The organism is Duffyella sp. Ts4 (assembly GCF_051851875.1).
Taxonomy (GTDB): domain Bacteria; phylum Pseudomonadota; class Gammaproteobacteria; order Enterobacterales; family Enterobacteriaceae; genus Duffyella; species Duffyella gerundensis.
In genome coordinates, this window is the sequence record NZ_JBLYPN010000003.1 from 52580 (window position 1) to 68201 (window position 15622).

Genomic DNA, 15622 nt, shown 5'->3' on the forward strand with positions numbered 1-15622 from the left:
CAAACGGCAATGCCGACTGGAGAAGCGTCATGAGTAAACTTCTTGATCGCTTTCGCTATTTCAAACAGAAAGGTGAAAGTTTTGCTGACGGACAGGGCCAGGTCTGGCACACCAACCGTGACTGGGAAGATGGCTATCGCCAGCGCTGGCAGTTCGACAAAGTGGTGCGCTCCACGCACGGCGTTAACTGCACCGGCTCCTGTAGCTGGAAAATCTATGTGAAAAACGGCCTCGTCACCTGGGAAACGCAGCAGACTGACTATCCGCGTACCCGCCCTGACCTGCCGAACCATGAGCCGCGCGGCTGCCCACGTGGCGCCAGTTACTCCTGGTATCTTTATAGCGCCAACCGGCTGAAATATCCGCTGATGCGTAAGGCGCTGTTGGAGCTGTGGCGCGAAGCGCTGGCACAGCATGCCGATCCGGTAGAAGCCTGGAACGCCATCGTCACCGACAGCCAAAAGAGCCAGACCTATAAGTCCCAGCGCGGCCGCGGCGGTTTTGTGCGCGCCAGCTGGCAGGAGATGAACACGCTGATCGCCGCCGCCAATATCTGGACGGTTAAACATTATGGTCCCGACAGGGTCGCTGGCTTTTCGCCAATCCCGGCGATGTCGATGGTCTCGTACGCGGCGGGAACCCGTTATCTTTCGCTGATTGGCGGCACCTGCCTGAGCTTTTATGACTGGTATTGCGATTTACCGCCCGCTTCGCCGATGACCTGGGGCGAGCAGACCGACGTGCCGGAATCCGCTGACTGGTTCAACGCGGGCTACATCATCGCGTGGGGTTCCAACGTGCCGCAAACGCGCACGCCGGATGCGCACTTCTTCACCGAAGTGCGTTACAAAGGCACCAAAACCGTGGCCGTTACGCCCGACTATTCTGAAGTCGCTAAGCTCAGCGATCGCTGGTTGGCACCAAAACAGGGCACCGACAGCGCCCTCGCGCTGGCGATGGGCCATGTGATTCTTAAAGAGTTTCACTTACAGCAACCCAGCGACTATTTCATCAACTATGCCCGTCAATACACCGATATGCCGATGCTGGTGGTGCTGGAACCTCGCGACAACGGCAGCTATGCGCCGGGTCGCCAGCTGCGCGCCGCCGACCTGCTGGATAACCTTGGCGAAGAGAACAATCCGCAGTGGAAAACCGTGGCCTGTAATCAGCTCGGTGAACTGGTTGTGCCCAACGGATCGATCGGTTTCCGCTGGGGTGAAAAGGGAAAATGGAATCTGGAACCGAAAGCGGCAGGCAGCGCCATCGAACTGCGGCTCAGCCTGCTGGATGAGCACGACGCGGTGCTGGAAGTGGGCTTCCCCTATTTTGGCGGTCTGGAAAACCCGCATTTCCGCCACGTTACCCAGCAGGAAATTCTGCTGCACAAGCTGCCGGTGAAATACCTGACGCTGAAAGATGGCCGACAGGTGGCGGTTACGTCGGTATACGATTTAACCCTCGCCAACTACGGCATCGATCGCGGTCTGGATGATGCCCACTGCGCGGCGGACTACAGCGACGTGCGCGCCTATTCACCCGCATGGGCAGAGCAGATTTGCGGCGTGCCACGCCAGCAAATTGAAACCATTGCCCGCGAATTTGCCGCCACCGCGCATAAAACGCACGGTCGCTCAATGATCATTCTCGGTGCCGGTATCAACCACTGGTATCACATGGACATGACCTACCGGGCGTTGATCAACATGCTGGTGTTCTGCGGCTGCGTTGGCCAGAGCGGCGGCGGTTGGGCGCACTATGTCGGCCAGGAGAAACTGCGGCCACAAACCGGCTGGGCACCGCTGGCCTTTGCCCTTGACTGGACACGCCCGCCGCGCCAGATGAACAGCACCTCATTTTTCTACAATCACGCCAGCCAGTGGCGCTACGAGAAATTGCAGGTAAAAGAGCTGCTGTCGCCGCTTGCCGATCCCCAGCACTATTCCGGTCACCTGATCGATTTTAACGTGCGCGCCGAACGCATGGGCTGGCTGCCCTCTTCGCCGCAGCTCAACATCAATCCGCTGCAAATTGCCGCCCGCGCTGAACAGGCGGGCCAGACGGCGGAAGCCTGGACCGCCGACGCGCTGAAATCGGGTGCGCTGCGCATGGCCAGCGAACAACCCGACAGCGGCAGCAACCATCCGCGCAACCTGTTTGTCTGGCGCTCCAACCTGCTCGGCTCCTCCGGCAAAGGGCATGAATACATGCTGCGTTATCTGCTGGGCACAGAGAGCGGCGTACAGGGTCAGCCGCAGGACGATGATGCGCTGATGCCGGAAGAGGTGGAGTGGCGCGACAGCGCGCTGGAAGGCAAGCTCGATCTGCTGGTAACGCTCGATTTCCGCATGTCCAGCACCTGCCTGTTTTCAGATATCGTACTGCCGACCGCCACCTGGTATGAAAAAGATGACATGAACACTTCGGACATGCATCCCTTTATCCATCCGCTGTCAGCGGCGGTCGATCCCGCCTGGGAATCGAAAAGCGACTGGGAGATTTATAAAGGCATCGCGCAGCGCTTCTCGCAGCTCTGCGTCGGCCATTTAGGGGAAGAGACCGACGTGGTGCTACAGCCGATTCAGCATGATTCCCCGGCTGAGCTGGCGCAGGGCGGCGACATTCTCGACTGGAAAAAAGCGCAGTGCGACCTGCTGCCGGGAAAAACCGCGCCACACATTATCAGCGTGAAACGTGATTATCCCGCCACCTATGAGCGCTTCACCTCGGTTGGCCCGTTGCTGGAGAAACTGGGCAACGGCGGCAAGGGCATCAGCTGGAACACCGACAAAGAGGTCGATCTGCTGCGACGGCTCAATTACGTCAAGGCGGACGGTCCGGCGAAAGGCCAGCCGCAGATCAACAGCGCCATCGATGCCGCCGAAGTGATCCTGACGCTGGCACCGGAAACCAACGGTCAGGTGGCGGTTAAAGCCTGGCAGGCGCTGAGCCAGATGACCGGGCGTGAGCACGCGCACCTGGCGCTGCCGAAGCAGGAAGAGAAAATCCGCTTCCGTGATATTCAGGCACAGCCGCGCAAAATCATCTCCAGCCCAACCTGGTCCGGGCTGGAAGATGAACACGTCTCTTACAACGCCGGTTACACCAACGTGCATGAGCTGATCCCGTGGCGCACCCTGAGCGGCAGGCAGCAGCTCTATCAGGATCATCCATGGATGCGTGCCTTTGGCGAAAGCCTGGTGGTGTATCGTCCGCCGGTGGATACGCGCAGCCTCGCCGATCTCAAACATATTCCATCGAATGGTTTCCCGGAAAAGGCGCTGAACTTCCTGACGCCGCACCAGAAATGGGGCATTCACTCCACCTACAGCGACAACTTGCTGATGCTGACGCTGTCGCGCGGCGGGCCGATTGTCTGGATGAGCGAAGCGGATGCGCGTGAGCTGGGCATCGAAGACAACGACTGGATCGAAGCGTTTAACGCCAACGGTGCGTTGACCGCCCGCGCGGTGGTGAGCCAGCGCGTTCCCGCAGGCATGACCATGATGTATCACGCCCAGGAACGACTGATGAACATCCCCGGTTCAGAAGTCACCGGCATGCGAGGCGGCATTCACAACTCGGTGACCCGCGTCTGCCCGAAACCGACGCATATGATTGGTGGTTATGCGCAGCTTGCTTACGGCTTTAACTACTACGGCACCGTCGGCTCAAACCGCGATGAGTTTATCCTCGTGCGTAAAATGAAGCAGGTCAACTGGCTGGATGATGAAGGCCGCGATCAGGTTCAGGAGGCAGTGAAATGAAAATACGCTCACAGATCGGCATGGTGCTAAACCTGGACAAATGCATCGGTTGCCACACCTGTTCGGTGACCTGCAAAAACGTCTGGACCGGACGCGAAGGCATGGAGTACGCCTGGTTCAACAACGTCGAGACCAAACCGGGCCTCGGCTATCCTCACGCGTGGGAGGATCAGGAACGCTGGAAAGGCGGCTGGATCCGTAAAATCAACGGTCAGCTGGTGCCGCGCCTGGGCAGCCGCTCGGCGGTGCTGTCGAAAATTTTCGCCAATCCGGTGGTGCCCGGCATCGATGATTATTACGAGCCGTTCACCTACGACTATCAGCATCTGCATACTGCCAAAGCGGGAAAACATCAGCCCACAGCACGTCCACGATCGCTGATCAGCGGGCAGCGCATGGATAAAATTGTTGGTGGTCCCAACTGGGAGGAGCTGCTGGGCGGCGAATTCAGCAAGCGTGCGGCCGATCAGAACTTCAAGGCGATGCAGACCGAGATCTACGGTCAGTTTGAAAACACCTTCATGATGTACCTGCCGCGCCTGTGCGAGCACTGTCTTAATCCTGCCTGCGCCGCCACCTGCCCCAGCGGCGCCATTTATAAGCGCGAAGAAGATGGCATTGTGCTGATCGACCAGGATAAATGCCGCGGCTGGCGACTCTGCGTCAGCGGCTGCCCGTACAAGAAAATCTACTTCAACTGGAAAAGCGGCAAATCTGAGAAGTGTATTTTTTGCTATCCGCGCATTGAATCAGGCATGCCCACCGTCTGTTCGGAAACCTGCGTTGGCCGTATCCGCTATCTCGGCGTGTTGCTTTACGATGCCGACAAAATCACCGAGGCGGCCAGCACCGACAGCGAGCAGCAGCTGTATGAACGCCAGTGCGATGTATTCCTCGATCCAAACGATCCGGCGGTGATCGACGAGGCGCTGCGTCAGGGCATTACGCAAAACGTCATTGATGCCGCGCAGGCGTCGCCGGTGTGGAAGCTGGCGATGGAGTGGAAACTGGCACTGCCGCTGCACCCGGAATACCGCACGCTGCCGATGGTCTGGTATGTGCCGCCGTTGTCACCGGTGCAGTCGGTGGCCGACAGCGGCGTGCTGGAAGCGGCAAACAGCGTGTTGCCCAACGTCGAGAGCCTGCGCATTCCGCTGCAGTATCTTGCCAATATGCTGACCGCGGGCGACACCGCGCCGGTGCTGCGCGCCCTGAAGCGTATGATGGCGATGCGCCATTTTAAACGCTCGCAAACGGTAGAAGGCGTGACCGATCGGCGGGCGCTGGATGAGGTCGATCTCAGCGAGGCGCAGGCCGAAGAGATGTATCGCTATCTCGCCATCGCCAACTACGAGGATCGCTTTGTCATTCCCACCAGCCACCGCGAGCTGGCGCGCGATGCCTTTCCAGAGCGCAACGGCTGCGGCTTCAGCTTTGGCGACGGCTGCCACGGCAGCGACAGCAAATTTAACCTGTTCAACAGCCGCCGGATTGATGCCATCAACGTCGGCACGAATAAAGCAGGAGGTGAATAGTGGCCATCCTGAAACTGATCGGCTTGCTGCTGGAGTACCCCGACGACGCTATCTGGCAGCATCAGGACGAAGTGATTGGCCTGGCGACCGAACAGCAGCCTGCGCTGCTGCCGTTTATTCGCCGTTACCTCGCCACGCCACCGCTGGAGATGCAGGCCGACTGGTGTGCGCTGTTTGAACGCGGCCGCGCTACCTCGCTGCTGCTGTTTGAACATGTGCATGCGGAATCACGCGATCGCGGCCAGGCGATGGTCGACCTGCTGGCGCAGTACGAACAGGCGGGACTGGTGCTGAACTGCCGCGAACTGCCTGACTATCTGCCGCTCTATCTGGAATATCTCAGCCTGCTGGATGATCGGGCGGCGCAGCAAGGGCTGTTGGATGTGGCGCCGATTCTGGCTCTGGTCGGAGGCCGTCTGCGTGAACGCGACAGCGACTTTCATCAGCTGTTTGACGCGCTGCTCAGCCTGTCAGAAAGCCCGCTGCGCAGCGAAAGTATGGCGCAGCAGGTGGCCGGCGAAGCGCGGGATGATACGCCCGCTGCGCTGGATGCAGTGTGGGAAGAGGAGCAGGTGAAGTTCATGGCCGACAAAGGGTGCGACGCCGCTGCGCAGCAGCATCAGCAACGTTTCCGCGACGCCGTTTCGCCGCAGTATCTTGATCTCTCTGGGCAAGGAGTTCGCTAATGCACTATCTCAACGTGTTGTTTTTCGACATCTATCCCTATCTGTGCGGCACGGTTTTTCTGCTGGGCAGTTGGTTGCGTTACGATTACGGCCAGTACACCTGGCGCGCCTCGTCGAGCCAGATGCTGGACAAACAAGGCATGCGCTTCGCCTCAAACGTCTTTCACATCGGCATCATCGGCATCTTTTTTGGTCACCTGTTCGGCCTGCTGACGCCACACTGGATGTATGAGCCTTTTCTGGCCATCGCCACCAAGCAGAAGCTGGCGATGATGGCGGGCGGCGTCTTTGGCCTGATGACGCTGGTGGGGGGTTTTCTGCTGCTGAAAAGGCGGCTGTTTAACCCGCGCATCCGCGTGACGTCAACCCGCGCCGACATTGTGATCCTCGGTATTCTGGTCCTTCAGGCGTCGCTGGGGCTGATCTCGATTATTTTTTCGATGCAGCATCTGGATGGCATCGGCATGATGAAGCTGGTGGGCTGGGCGCAGGCGGTTGTCACCTTTCAGGGCAACGCCTCACGCTGGCTGGATGGCGTGGAGTGGATCTATCGCGTGCACCTGATTCTTGGCATGACGATTTTTCTGGTGTTTCCCTTTACCCGTCTGGTGCACGTCTGGAGTGCGCCGCTGGAGTATCTTACCCGCCGTTATCAGGTGGTTCGCGCGCGCCGCTAACGCGCTATGCCGCCCGCAAAGAGCCGGGCGGCAACCGCTCAGCCGTGCTGCGTGCGCCGTTTAATATTGGCAGAAAGATGGCGCACCGGCTGGCTTACCGTTTTGCCTTCTATTAAATCCCCGATAATTTCAAAGCAGTTCCACGCCAGCTGGCGATTATCCTGCACGATGGAGTCGATGCGCAGCGTCAGGGCATCATAAAGATAGTGATCGTCAAAACTGCTCAGGCGAATTTCGGCAGCAAGATGGCCATGCTGCGTCAGGTAGCGCAGCACGCCTTCCTGTAAGCCACACGCGGCGCAGAAGATCGCCTGCGGCAGGCGGCCAAGCCGCATCACCAGTTCCGCGAACATCTCATAGCCGGAGCTGGCGGTGTAATGGCCGTGAATAATCCATTCCGGTTTGGCACTGATGCCTGCCCTTTCCAGTCCAAGGTGAAAACCGGTAAGGCGGTCACGGGTCGGTGAGATGCGCGGCTGACCGCCAAGAAAGTAAATTTCCTCAAGACCGTCAGCGGCAATTTCCGCGATCAGCCGGGCGGTGGGCTCGATGGAATCGGTGATCACCAGCGGCAGTGACGAATCATTAAAATGACGGTCAAACAGCACCACCGGCACCTGTTTGCTGATGCGTTGATAATCGGCGTCGTTGAGCATGCTGGAGGCGACGATCAGGCCATCAACCTGACGCTGGATCAGGTTGTTGACCGCCAGCGTTTCCTGGCTGGTATTTTCATCGGTGCAGGCGATCAGCAGCTGAAGCCCGGCATCGCGGCACAGGGTTTCCAGGGCATGGGAGAAAGTGGCAAAACCGTGGTTGGTCATTTCCGGCACCACTAAACCGATGGTATCGGTGCGGCTGGAACTCAGCGCCCGGGCGTGCACGCTGGGCTGGTAATTTGCCATGCGCGCCACCTTCATGACCCGCTCCTGCGTCGATTCAGACACACGAAGCTCTTTTCCTCGTCCACTCAGCACGATACTGGCGGTCGATTTAGAGACGCCCGCCATTTGGGCGACATCATTGATGGTGACGCGTTTTAGTTTATCCACGGGCAAGTAACCTGATAGCAGACAGGTACTTATACTAGCATGATCGACTGCAGTTGCCAGTGATCTACGCGCAGCTCGCCCCTGCCCTGCCAGCGTAATGTGTGCCCTTCGGCGGGAAAATAGCGGCTGGTCAGCGTTGCTTCGCCATCATTCACAAAAATCTCCAGGCTCGAACGGTCGCAAAGAATCTGCAACTGTCTGACCTGTCCGCTCCAGTAACGCGTTTCTGTCTCGCCGGTGCGACGGTTTTGTCGGCGCAGGCGCAGCCCGCTCTCGTCACAGATCAGCAGCATCGCGCCGCCAAAATCGGCCTGCCAGCTGCCCTCTGCGCTAATCACCAGTTCCGCCTGCGCAACGTCGGTGATTGCCAGGCTATCGGCACGCCCCTCTAACCGTTGATGCGCGCCACGTAGCGATTTCAGCTCGTCAACCGGCTGCTGATAAAGGCGGCCCTCAACCAGCCGCAGCTCACGCGGACAGCTCATGATATGCATCCAGCCCTGCTCGCGCGTGGGATCGTAAAACTCGTTTTCGTCGGGCATGCCCACCCAGCCGAACAGCAGACGGCGGCCGTCGTCGCCCAGCGTGGTCTGCGGCGCGTAAAATTCAAAGCCGAGATCCAACTCGTGGAAATCGCCGTGTTGATAGGCAGCCTTGCTGTAGTCGAGCTGACCGATGACATAACCACTTTGATGCGTATTCAGCCAGCGCTGCGCCTGAGCAGGCAGGCCCTGCGGGCAAAACACCAGCACATCCTGTTCGCCCAGCGCAAACAGATCCGGGCACTCCCACATGTAGCCAAATTCACCGAGGCCGTTAAGATGGCTGCCGGCGATTTCTCCCAGCAGCGTCCACTGCTGCAAGGTGTCGCCGCGATAAAGTAGCACTTTGCCCTGCTGCTGCAGGTTTTGCGCGCCGAGCACCATGTACCAGTGCTCGCCGTGACGCCACACTTTCGGATCGCGTACGTGCCCGGTGTAGCCTTCGGGCAGGCCGATGACCGGGCCTGCTTTGGTCACTTCACCCGCGTCATCCACCGTTGCCAGACACTGCCAGGCGGTGCGGCCCTGTGCAAACTTAACGTTGCCGGTGTAGAGCAGGCTAAGCGTGCCGTTGTCATCCACCGCCGAGCCGGAGTAGCAGCCGTGACTGTCGTAAACGTCACCCGGCAGCAGCGCTACCGGCTCGTTTTGCCAGTTCACCAGATCGTCGGAACGCCAGTGGCCCCACCATTTTGCGCCGTGCGCGCAGGCTAATGGATTCCACTGATAGAACAAATGATACTGACCGGCGAACTGAATAAAACCGTTGGGATCGTTCAGCAGGCCGACCAGCGGCGACAGATGCCAGCCAGGTCGATAACCCTCGTTTTTAGCCTGGGTCATGCTGCGCGTGGCGTTAAGCAGCGCCTTTTTCAGCAGTGCGTCTTCACTCATGCTTTTTCCTCAACGCGGTATTTCAGCAGCAGCGACAGTGTAAAGCCCACACCGAAGGCGATCACCATGCCGGTGACGTAGTGCAGCAGCGATCCCGACTGCACAATTGCCATACCAGGCAGCGCCGTCAAGCCGACCGCGGTCATGTTAACGTGCATGATCACTACCCAGGCGCCCCCTGCTGCGCCGCCGATAATACCGGCAATAAATGGCTTCATGAAGCGCAGGTTCACGCCGAAAATCGCCGCCTCGGTGATGCCCAGCATGCCGGATAACGCCGACGGCAGCACCACGCTGCGAATTTTAACATCGCGCGTTTTAAACCATACCGCCAGACAGGCGCCCGCCTGCGCGGTATTGGCCATTGACCAGATCGGCAGCAGGAAGTTAACGCCAATTTTCGGATTGCCGAGCAGGCCCGCTTCAATGGCATGAAAGCTGTGGTGCACGCCGGAAATCACAATCACCGAATAGAGGCCGCCAAACAGCAGTCCCGCCAGCCAGCCCGCATGAACAATCAGCGTGCTCAGCACAAAGGAGATACCGTCGCCCAGCGCGCGTCCGGCCGGACCGATCACCAGCATCGCCACAAACGCAGAGATGATCACGGTAAGGAACGGCGTCAGGATGATATCCAGCGCATCGGGAATAAAGGTGCGCAGCCGTTTTTCCAGCCAGCTCATAAACCAGACGGTCAGCAGCACTGGAAATACCGTGCCCTGATAGCCGATCATCGCGATATCCAGCCCAAACAGGTTCATGGTCTGATAGCCGCCCGCCACGCCCCAGGCGTTGGTTAACGCCGGATGGGTCAGGATGCCGCCCAGCGTCGCGCCCAGATAGGGGTTGCCGCCAAACTCTTTCGCCGCGGTAAAGCCGATTAAAATAGGCAGAATAATAAACGCCGCCGAGCTAAACATATCCAGCAGCACGAAAATTGCGCTTTTCGGATCGACCCAGCCGTAGGTTTTAAACATGCCCAGCAGGCCCATCAACACGCCGGAGGCGACAATGGCGGGAATGATCGGCACAAAAATGTTGGAGAGCAACCGCGCAACGCGCTGCGCCGGATTCAGCTTTTGCGCCGCCGCGCTGGCCGCTTCACCTTTTGACGCTTCGCTGACGCCCGCCTGCTGAATAAATGCCGCATGCACTTTGTTCACCAGGCCGGTGCCGAAAATCACCTGCATCTGCCCGGCATTCTGGAAGCAGCCTTTCACGCCTTCCAGTTCGCCGATGGCTTTTTTGTCCGCCAGCGCATCATCATGCAGCACCAGACGCAGGCGCGTGGCACAGTGTGCCGCCGAGGCGATGTTCTCTTTTCCCCCTAACAGCGGTAGCAGCTGTCGGGCAATATTATTCACATCCATAGCTTTCCCTTAATCAATTTCTCAAACGTGACGTCAGAACCAGGTTTCCATCTGGACACCAAAGTTCCATTCCCCGCCGGCCACAAAGCCGCTTGAACCAAACGCATCATCGCTGGCATAGCGGTCAAGATCGTGATCCCAGTCCATCCAGCTGGCAAAAATGCGAATCTCTGGCCGACTGAGGAAATTACCCATGTCCGCCACCTTAAACGTTGGCGCAAAGGTCAGCTTGTAGAAACCGCCGCTGACATCCTGCCGATCCTTGAAGCCCATCGGCTTCAGGTTCATGTACTGATAGCTGCCCTCGTAGGCGAGCATGAAGTTTTCGTTGATCTCCTGCAGGATGCGCGCGTTCACCGTGACCCAGCGATAGTCGTCACCTTTGATGTAGCGATCTTTGCTCTGCTGCGCCAGCACCGCCGGTGCCAGATGCCAGTTGTTGCCTAATGCGGTGATGCCGTAGGTCGCCAGACGCCAGGTGTCCGCCTGATCGGTGAGGTTGCCATCGGAGCCGACGCCCTTCACTTCCGCGCCCAGACCATGCCCGTACAACAACGCCGTTTTCGTGCTGCCTTCAGCCAGGCCATAGAAACTGTCGCCGTGCCAGGCGATCATGGTATGCACGCCCTTGTCACCGGCATTGTCGCTGCGCACGCTGCTGTTGATGCGCTCGTCGTTATCTTTGGCGCGCAGGCCGCTCAGCATGAACTGGAACGGACCGCTAAAGGTGTTAGCCGTGACAATGTAGTTCTGAACGTTATTATCGATGGTCTCGATATCACCAAAATTACGGCCATAGAGCGAGAAGTTACTTTTGACATTGTCTGCCCACTTCACGTCATAAATGCCGCCGCCGGTACCGGCCAGAAATACCACGTCAGAATCGAGCCAGTGAATATCAAAGTTGTCGCGATCGAAACGTTTACCGGCCCACAGCGTGGTGTCTTTAAACGCGCCGCTGAAGGTTGGCAGGCTGCCGAGTTCCACAAATGCCTGACGGATATTCAGATCGCTGGTATCGGCTGTCCAGTCGTTGTAGCTCTGCTGTCCGTCAGCCAGCATCACCTTGAAGCGCGTGGTGGCACCGTTATCCAGCCGCGTTTTCTGCTCAAGATTCAGCTCAACGTAGGTGTTGTTTTCGTTGCCCAAACGGCCAATGGCGCCGCCGGTCTCGCCCGCTGGCGTCAAGTACGGACCGCTTTTAGTACCGGCTGCTGAATCATTCATGATCACGCCGGAACGCGCATAACCATGAAATTCAAAGCCATCACTGATTTTCTTGTCATCACCGAGTTTGGCGGTCTGGGCGGCAGGTGCCGCCTCGATGCTGGCTGGCCGTGCGGCAGGGGCGGATGCGGGTGCACCGGATGGCGCAGCGGCAGCAGGCGCGGCTGTTTGTGCTGAAGCGGCCAGCGCAGCAACGCGCTGTTCCGCCAGGTCGGCGCGATGTTCTGCATTGCTGGCGCGATTCTCCGCCTTTTGCAGGCGTGATTCGAGCTGAGCAAGACGTTTTTCAATTTCCGAGAGGTTGGCATCCGCTAAAACGGTTTGCGGTAACACAGAGGCGGTAATCGCCAGAGCAAGCAGGGTTTTTCTTATCACTATCATCATTCTCCACAGGGGTTTCCGTTTTGCTAAACCGGTTTTGCAAAGAGAATATGGAAACCCACTGTGAATGAGCAATCAGATTTACCAGGCTGACGTCGTATTTGTGAGCGGCATAACAATTTTGTGCTCAAGCGCCTCGCGTTTCGGCAGTGCGGTCATCGCTCCCTTGGCTGTGGTGGCTAATGCACCGCAGTGCTGCGCCAGCGCGATCACCGCGTCTGGCAGGCGTTGGTCAAGATTGTGCTCACTGAGGGTGATACCCGCCAGTAAACCGGCGACAAAGGCGTCGCCCGCGCCGGTGGTATCCACCGGTTGCACTTCCGGCGCCTGAAAATCACGACGCTCGCCCTGCTGCCATAGCGTAACGCCCGCTTTGCCCTGCGTAATCAGCAGCAACCTGGGTTGAAAACGTTCGGTAAACCGCCCCAGCGCGGTGTCGGTATCCTCATGATCGCTAAGCAACCACAGCTCTTCCAGCGAGAGCTTGATCACGTCGGCACTGGCCAGCGCGTCTGCAATGGTCGCCAACATTTCCGCCCGGTCGGGCCACATATCTTCACGAATATTGGGGTCGAAGCTGACCCAGCCGCCCGCGGCGTGTATCTGCTCCACGGCGTTGAGCACCGTGCTGCGTGACGGCTCCGCCGACAGCGCTATCGAGCAATAATGCAGGATTTCACCGCTGGCAAAGTGCGGCAAATGTTCAGCAGTGACAAACAGGTCGGCGCTGGGACGCACCATAAAAGTAAAGCTGCGTTCGCCCTGCTGATCGAGGCCCACCAGAACGGTGGAGGTGCGCTGATCGGGCAGCAAAAAGAGCTGACGGGTATCCACCCCTTCGTGGTTCAGCACGTCGCGCAGGCTGACACCAAAAGGATCGCTGCCCACGCAGCCGATAAAGCCGCTGTTGCCGCCCAGGCGTGCCACGCCGACCGCCACGTTGGCAGGCGCACCGCCAGGACACTGCCGCAGGGTCATTTCACCTTCCGGCAGCAGATCGATTACGGCATCACCCAACACCCATATTTTTTTCATGATTGATTATCCAATAACAAGTTATAACCATAAGCTAAACCGTTTTAGCTACTATTCACAAGTGGGATGTTGCGTAACGTGATGCCAACGGCACTTCAGACGTTACCGAAAGGGAAGATTTGGTCTGGCAGCGCGTGCAGAGGAAGGCACGCGAGGAGGCCGCAACGCGCGTTGCAGCGTGAAAAACAGTGAGCCTGCAGCATAAAAAAACGGGCACGCTCCATTTCAGGCGTGGCCCGCTGCAGATTGTCAGTATCAGAATACGACGGAGTAGTTCATGCCAAAGGTGCGTCCGCGGCCTTTATAGGTGTACAGACCGGCGTCGCCGTAGGTTGGACTGTAAAGGCCCGGCGCGCGCTGTCCCCACACCGTGGTGTAATCCTTATCCAGCAGATTTTCCACGCTGAAGCTAACTTTGCCGACCGGCAAGGCGTAGCTGCCGAGGAAATCGACGGTGTTGTAGCCGTTGATTTTTTTGCCGTCGGCATCGGACACGTCAAAGGTTTGTGTGCTCTGCAGACGCAGCGCCCAGTCACCCGGTGCCCAGTTAACCCATGCGCTGACTTTTGACGGGCTGGCGCTGTCGACGGTGAGTTTTTCCCATTTGCCATCCAGCTGCGTCTCCGACTTGATCACGTTGAAGTTGCTGCCGGTGCTCCATTCGCTGTCGTTAAAGAAGTAATCGACCTGGCCTTCAATCCCGTAAATGCGGCGTTTGTCATCGTCAAGATTGATGGTCATGTCGCTTTTATTGATATTGATGGTTTTGTCAGACAGCGAGTAATAAGCCGCCAGCTGGGTGTGCAGATTATCACCGAGGTAGCGCCAGCCCAGCTCATAGGCATCAACTTTGATGCCGTCGAGCTTTGAGTCGTTCACGTTAACGCTGTTCAGCAGGCGATAGTTGCCGTTGCTGAGCTGGTAGTTACCCGAGCCGTAATACTTCGCCAGGTCCGGGATTTCAAAGCCCTGCGAGAAGTTAAACCACAGCTGCTGGCGCTCGGTCAGACGGCCCAGAATACCGGCGTTGAACAGCAGGTTTTTGTAGTCGGTGCTGCCGCCCGGTACGGCGTCGGCGGAGGTTGCGCGGCCAGTGGCGATCGCCTGCTGCTGTGTATAACCCACAAAGTCATCGACCTTGTTTTCCGTGTACTGATAGCGCACGCCACCGCTCAGCGTAATGGCATCGATGTCGTAGCTGCTCTGCAGGAACGGCGCCAGGTTGGTGATGCTGTAGCCCGGATAGCGGCCAACGTTATAGGCGTTATCCAGCTCCATGCCGCCGCTCTGCGACGCTTTACGCAGATCGAAAAACTGCTGATTCGCGTCAAAACTCTCATGATCGGCATCGACACCGTAGGTCAGCGTCAAATCGTCCACCGGCTTGCTGTTTAAGGTCAGCTTGCCGCCGTAGAAATCGGTTTTCTGCTGCGATGCGCCGATGCTGCTAACGCGCCCGGCGCTGAGGGTCGGGAACGGATAAAAGGTCAGGCTTTCATCGCGATAGTAAACCTGTGCCACCAGATCCTGACCGAGAAAATCGGTGTTGGAATATTGCAGGTTAATCAGATGACGTTCGGTACCCGGCAGACGATCGGAGTTCAGCCTGGCCGAGTTGTAGGCATCGCCCGAGCCGGTCACGGCGGAAAAGTTCTCACCGAGATAAAGCCCGTGTTTGCCGTCTGATTCGCTTTTGTAATACTGGGTAGTCAGCTGAAGCTGCTGATTATCATCGATATTCAGCGTGCCGGTGCCCATAAGATCGATACGATCGGAATATTGCAGGCCGGTTTGCGTGTTATCAATGATCGACTCGTTGCCTTTGCCGTCATACCAGCCGCCGTAGCGCTGATATGAGGCCGACACGCGACCAGAGGCTTTATCGGTGCCGCCGCTGACCGCGGCTGCCACGCTCTCATCGTGATCGTTATGGCTGTTGAAGCCACTTTTAGCGCCGGTCTGAAACTCAACCTGCTTCTCTGACTGGCCTTTTTTGGTGACGATATTGATCAGGCCACCGGTGCTGCCACCGCCGTACAGCGAGGTGGCGCCGGAAATTACTTCGATGCGTTCAATATTAAAGGGATCGATGGCGTCAAGCTGACGGCTGTCGCTGCGCGAGGAGTTCAGCCGTACGCCGTCCACCATCACCATCATTGAGCGTCCACGCATGTTCATGCCGTAGTTGGTACGGCCCTGGCTGCTGACGTCCATGCCCGGAATCAGCTGAGCCAGCACTTCTTTCAGCTCTTTGCCACCCTGCACCTGCTGCTCAATATCTGCCTGTTCCAGCACCCAGGTGGTTTGCGCCATATCGGCCACGCTGCGGTGCGAGCGGCTGGCCGAGACCACCAGCTCATCGCTCTGCGCGGCGGCGGCACTCCAGCCGCTCCCCGCCAGAATGGCCAGTAAACAAGGATTTAAAACCCAAAGATGTGGACGCTTCATTATGATTA

Annotated in this window: 10 protein-coding genes; 4 read left to right on the plus strand and 6 right to left on the minus strand. The window is 58.1% G+C overall.

The genetic code is table 11. The features are described from left to right. Window positions 1-29: 29 nt before the first annotated feature. The 4 genes from ACJY2L_RS05660 to narI are packed head-to-tail and all read left to right on the plus strand — an operon-like array spanning window position 30 to window position 6665. Window positions 30-3767: a nitrate reductase subunit alpha gene (locus ACJY2L_RS05660; protein ID WP_439213155.1), complete on the plus strand. Its 3738-nt coding sequence runs from the start codon at window positions 30-32 to the stop codon at window positions 3765-3767. Then, the gene (narH, locus tag ACJY2L_RS05665; protein WP_439213156.1) at window positions 3764-5302 is read left to right on the plus strand and encodes a nitrate reductase subunit beta; all 1539 of its coding nucleotides are present in this window, start codon (window positions 3764-3766) and stop codon (window positions 5300-5302) included. Before ACJY2L_RS05660 ends, narH begins: the two co-directional genes overlap by 4 nt. Continuing rightward, entirely contained in the window at window positions 5302-5988 is a 687-nt protein-coding gene (gene narJ, locus ACJY2L_RS05670; RefSeq protein ID WP_439213157.1) for a nitrate reductase molybdenum cofactor assembly chaperone, read from the plus strand. The genes narH and narJ overlap by 1 nt, the downstream gene beginning before the upstream one ends. Beyond that, on the plus strand, window positions 5988-6665 hold the full coding sequence (gene narI, locus ACJY2L_RS05675; protein ID WP_439213158.1) for a respiratory nitrate reductase subunit gamma: 678 nt from the start codon (window positions 5988-5990) through the stop codon (window positions 6663-6665). The genes narJ and narI overlap by 1 nt, the downstream gene beginning before the upstream one ends. Window positions 6666-6703: 38 nt before the next feature. Here the strand turns inward: narI and ACJY2L_RS05680 are convergent, their stop codons facing one another. From ACJY2L_RS05680 to ACJY2L_RS05705, 6 genes are all read right to left on the minus strand, one after another. After that, complete coding sequence (locus tag ACJY2L_RS05680; RefSeq protein ID WP_439213159.1) at window positions 6704-7717, minus strand: LacI family DNA-binding transcriptional regulator; 1014 nt, start codon at window positions 7715-7717, stop codon at window positions 6704-6706. 29 nt (window positions 7718-7746) lie between these two features. After that, entirely contained in the window at window positions 7747-9153 is a 1407-nt protein-coding gene (locus ACJY2L_RS05685) for a sucrose-6-phosphate hydrolase (RefSeq protein ID WP_439213160.1), read from the minus strand. Continuing rightward, window positions 9150-10523: a sucrose-specific PTS transporter subunit IIBC gene (locus ACJY2L_RS05690; RefSeq protein WP_067436909.1), complete on the minus strand. Its 1374-nt coding sequence runs from the start codon at window positions 10521-10523 to the stop codon at window positions 9150-9152. The genes ACJY2L_RS05685 and ACJY2L_RS05690 overlap by 4 nt, the downstream gene beginning before the upstream one ends. Before the next feature lie 33 nt (window positions 10524-10556). Next, window positions 10557-12125: a carbohydrate porin gene (locus tag ACJY2L_RS05695; RefSeq protein ID WP_439213494.1), complete on the minus strand. Its 1569-nt coding sequence runs from the start codon at window positions 12123-12125 to the stop codon at window positions 10557-10559. Between the two features lie 87 nt (window positions 12126-12212). Next, the gene (locus tag ACJY2L_RS05700) at window positions 12213-13166 is read right to left on the minus strand and encodes an aminoimidazole riboside kinase (RefSeq protein WP_439213161.1); all 954 of its coding nucleotides are present in this window, start codon (window positions 13164-13166) and stop codon (window positions 12213-12215) included. Between the two features lie 255 nt (window positions 13167-13421). Beyond that, window positions 13422-15614 carry a TonB-dependent siderophore receptor gene (locus ACJY2L_RS05705; protein WP_439213162.1) on the minus strand — a complete coding sequence of 731 codons (2193 nt, stop codon included), beginning with the start codon at window positions 15612-15614 and terminating at the stop codon, window positions 13422-13424. Window positions 15615-15622 lie beyond the last annotated feature (8 nt).

Bases quoted from the DNA above. Each gene is read 5' to 3' on its own strand.
- narI (WP_439213158.1), top strand. From the start codon at position 5,988: ATGCACTATCTCAACGTGTTGTTTTTCGACATCTATCCCTATCTGTGC.
- ACJY2L_RS05705 (WP_439213162.1), bottom strand. From the start codon at position 15,614: ATGAAGCGTCCACATCTTTGGGTTTTAAATCCTTGTTTACTGGCCATT.
- ACJY2L_RS05685 (WP_439213160.1), bottom strand. From the start codon at position 9,153: ATGAGTGAAGACGCACTGCTGAAAAAGGCGCTGCTTAACGCCACGCGC.
- ACJY2L_RS05690 (WP_067436909.1), bottom strand. From the start codon at position 10,523: ATGGATGTGAATAATATTGCCCGACAGCTGCTACCGCTGTTAGGGGGA.
- narH (WP_439213156.1), top strand. From the start codon at position 3,764: ATGAAAATACGCTCACAGATCGGCATGGTGCTAAACCTGGACAAATGC.
- ACJY2L_RS05660 (WP_439213155.1), top strand. From the start codon at position 30: ATGAGTAAACTTCTTGATCGCTTTCGCTATTTCAAACAGAAAGGTGAA.
- ACJY2L_RS05700 (WP_439213161.1), bottom strand. From the start codon at position 13,166: ATGAAAAAAATATGGGTGTTGGGTGATGCCGTAATCGATCTGCTGCCG.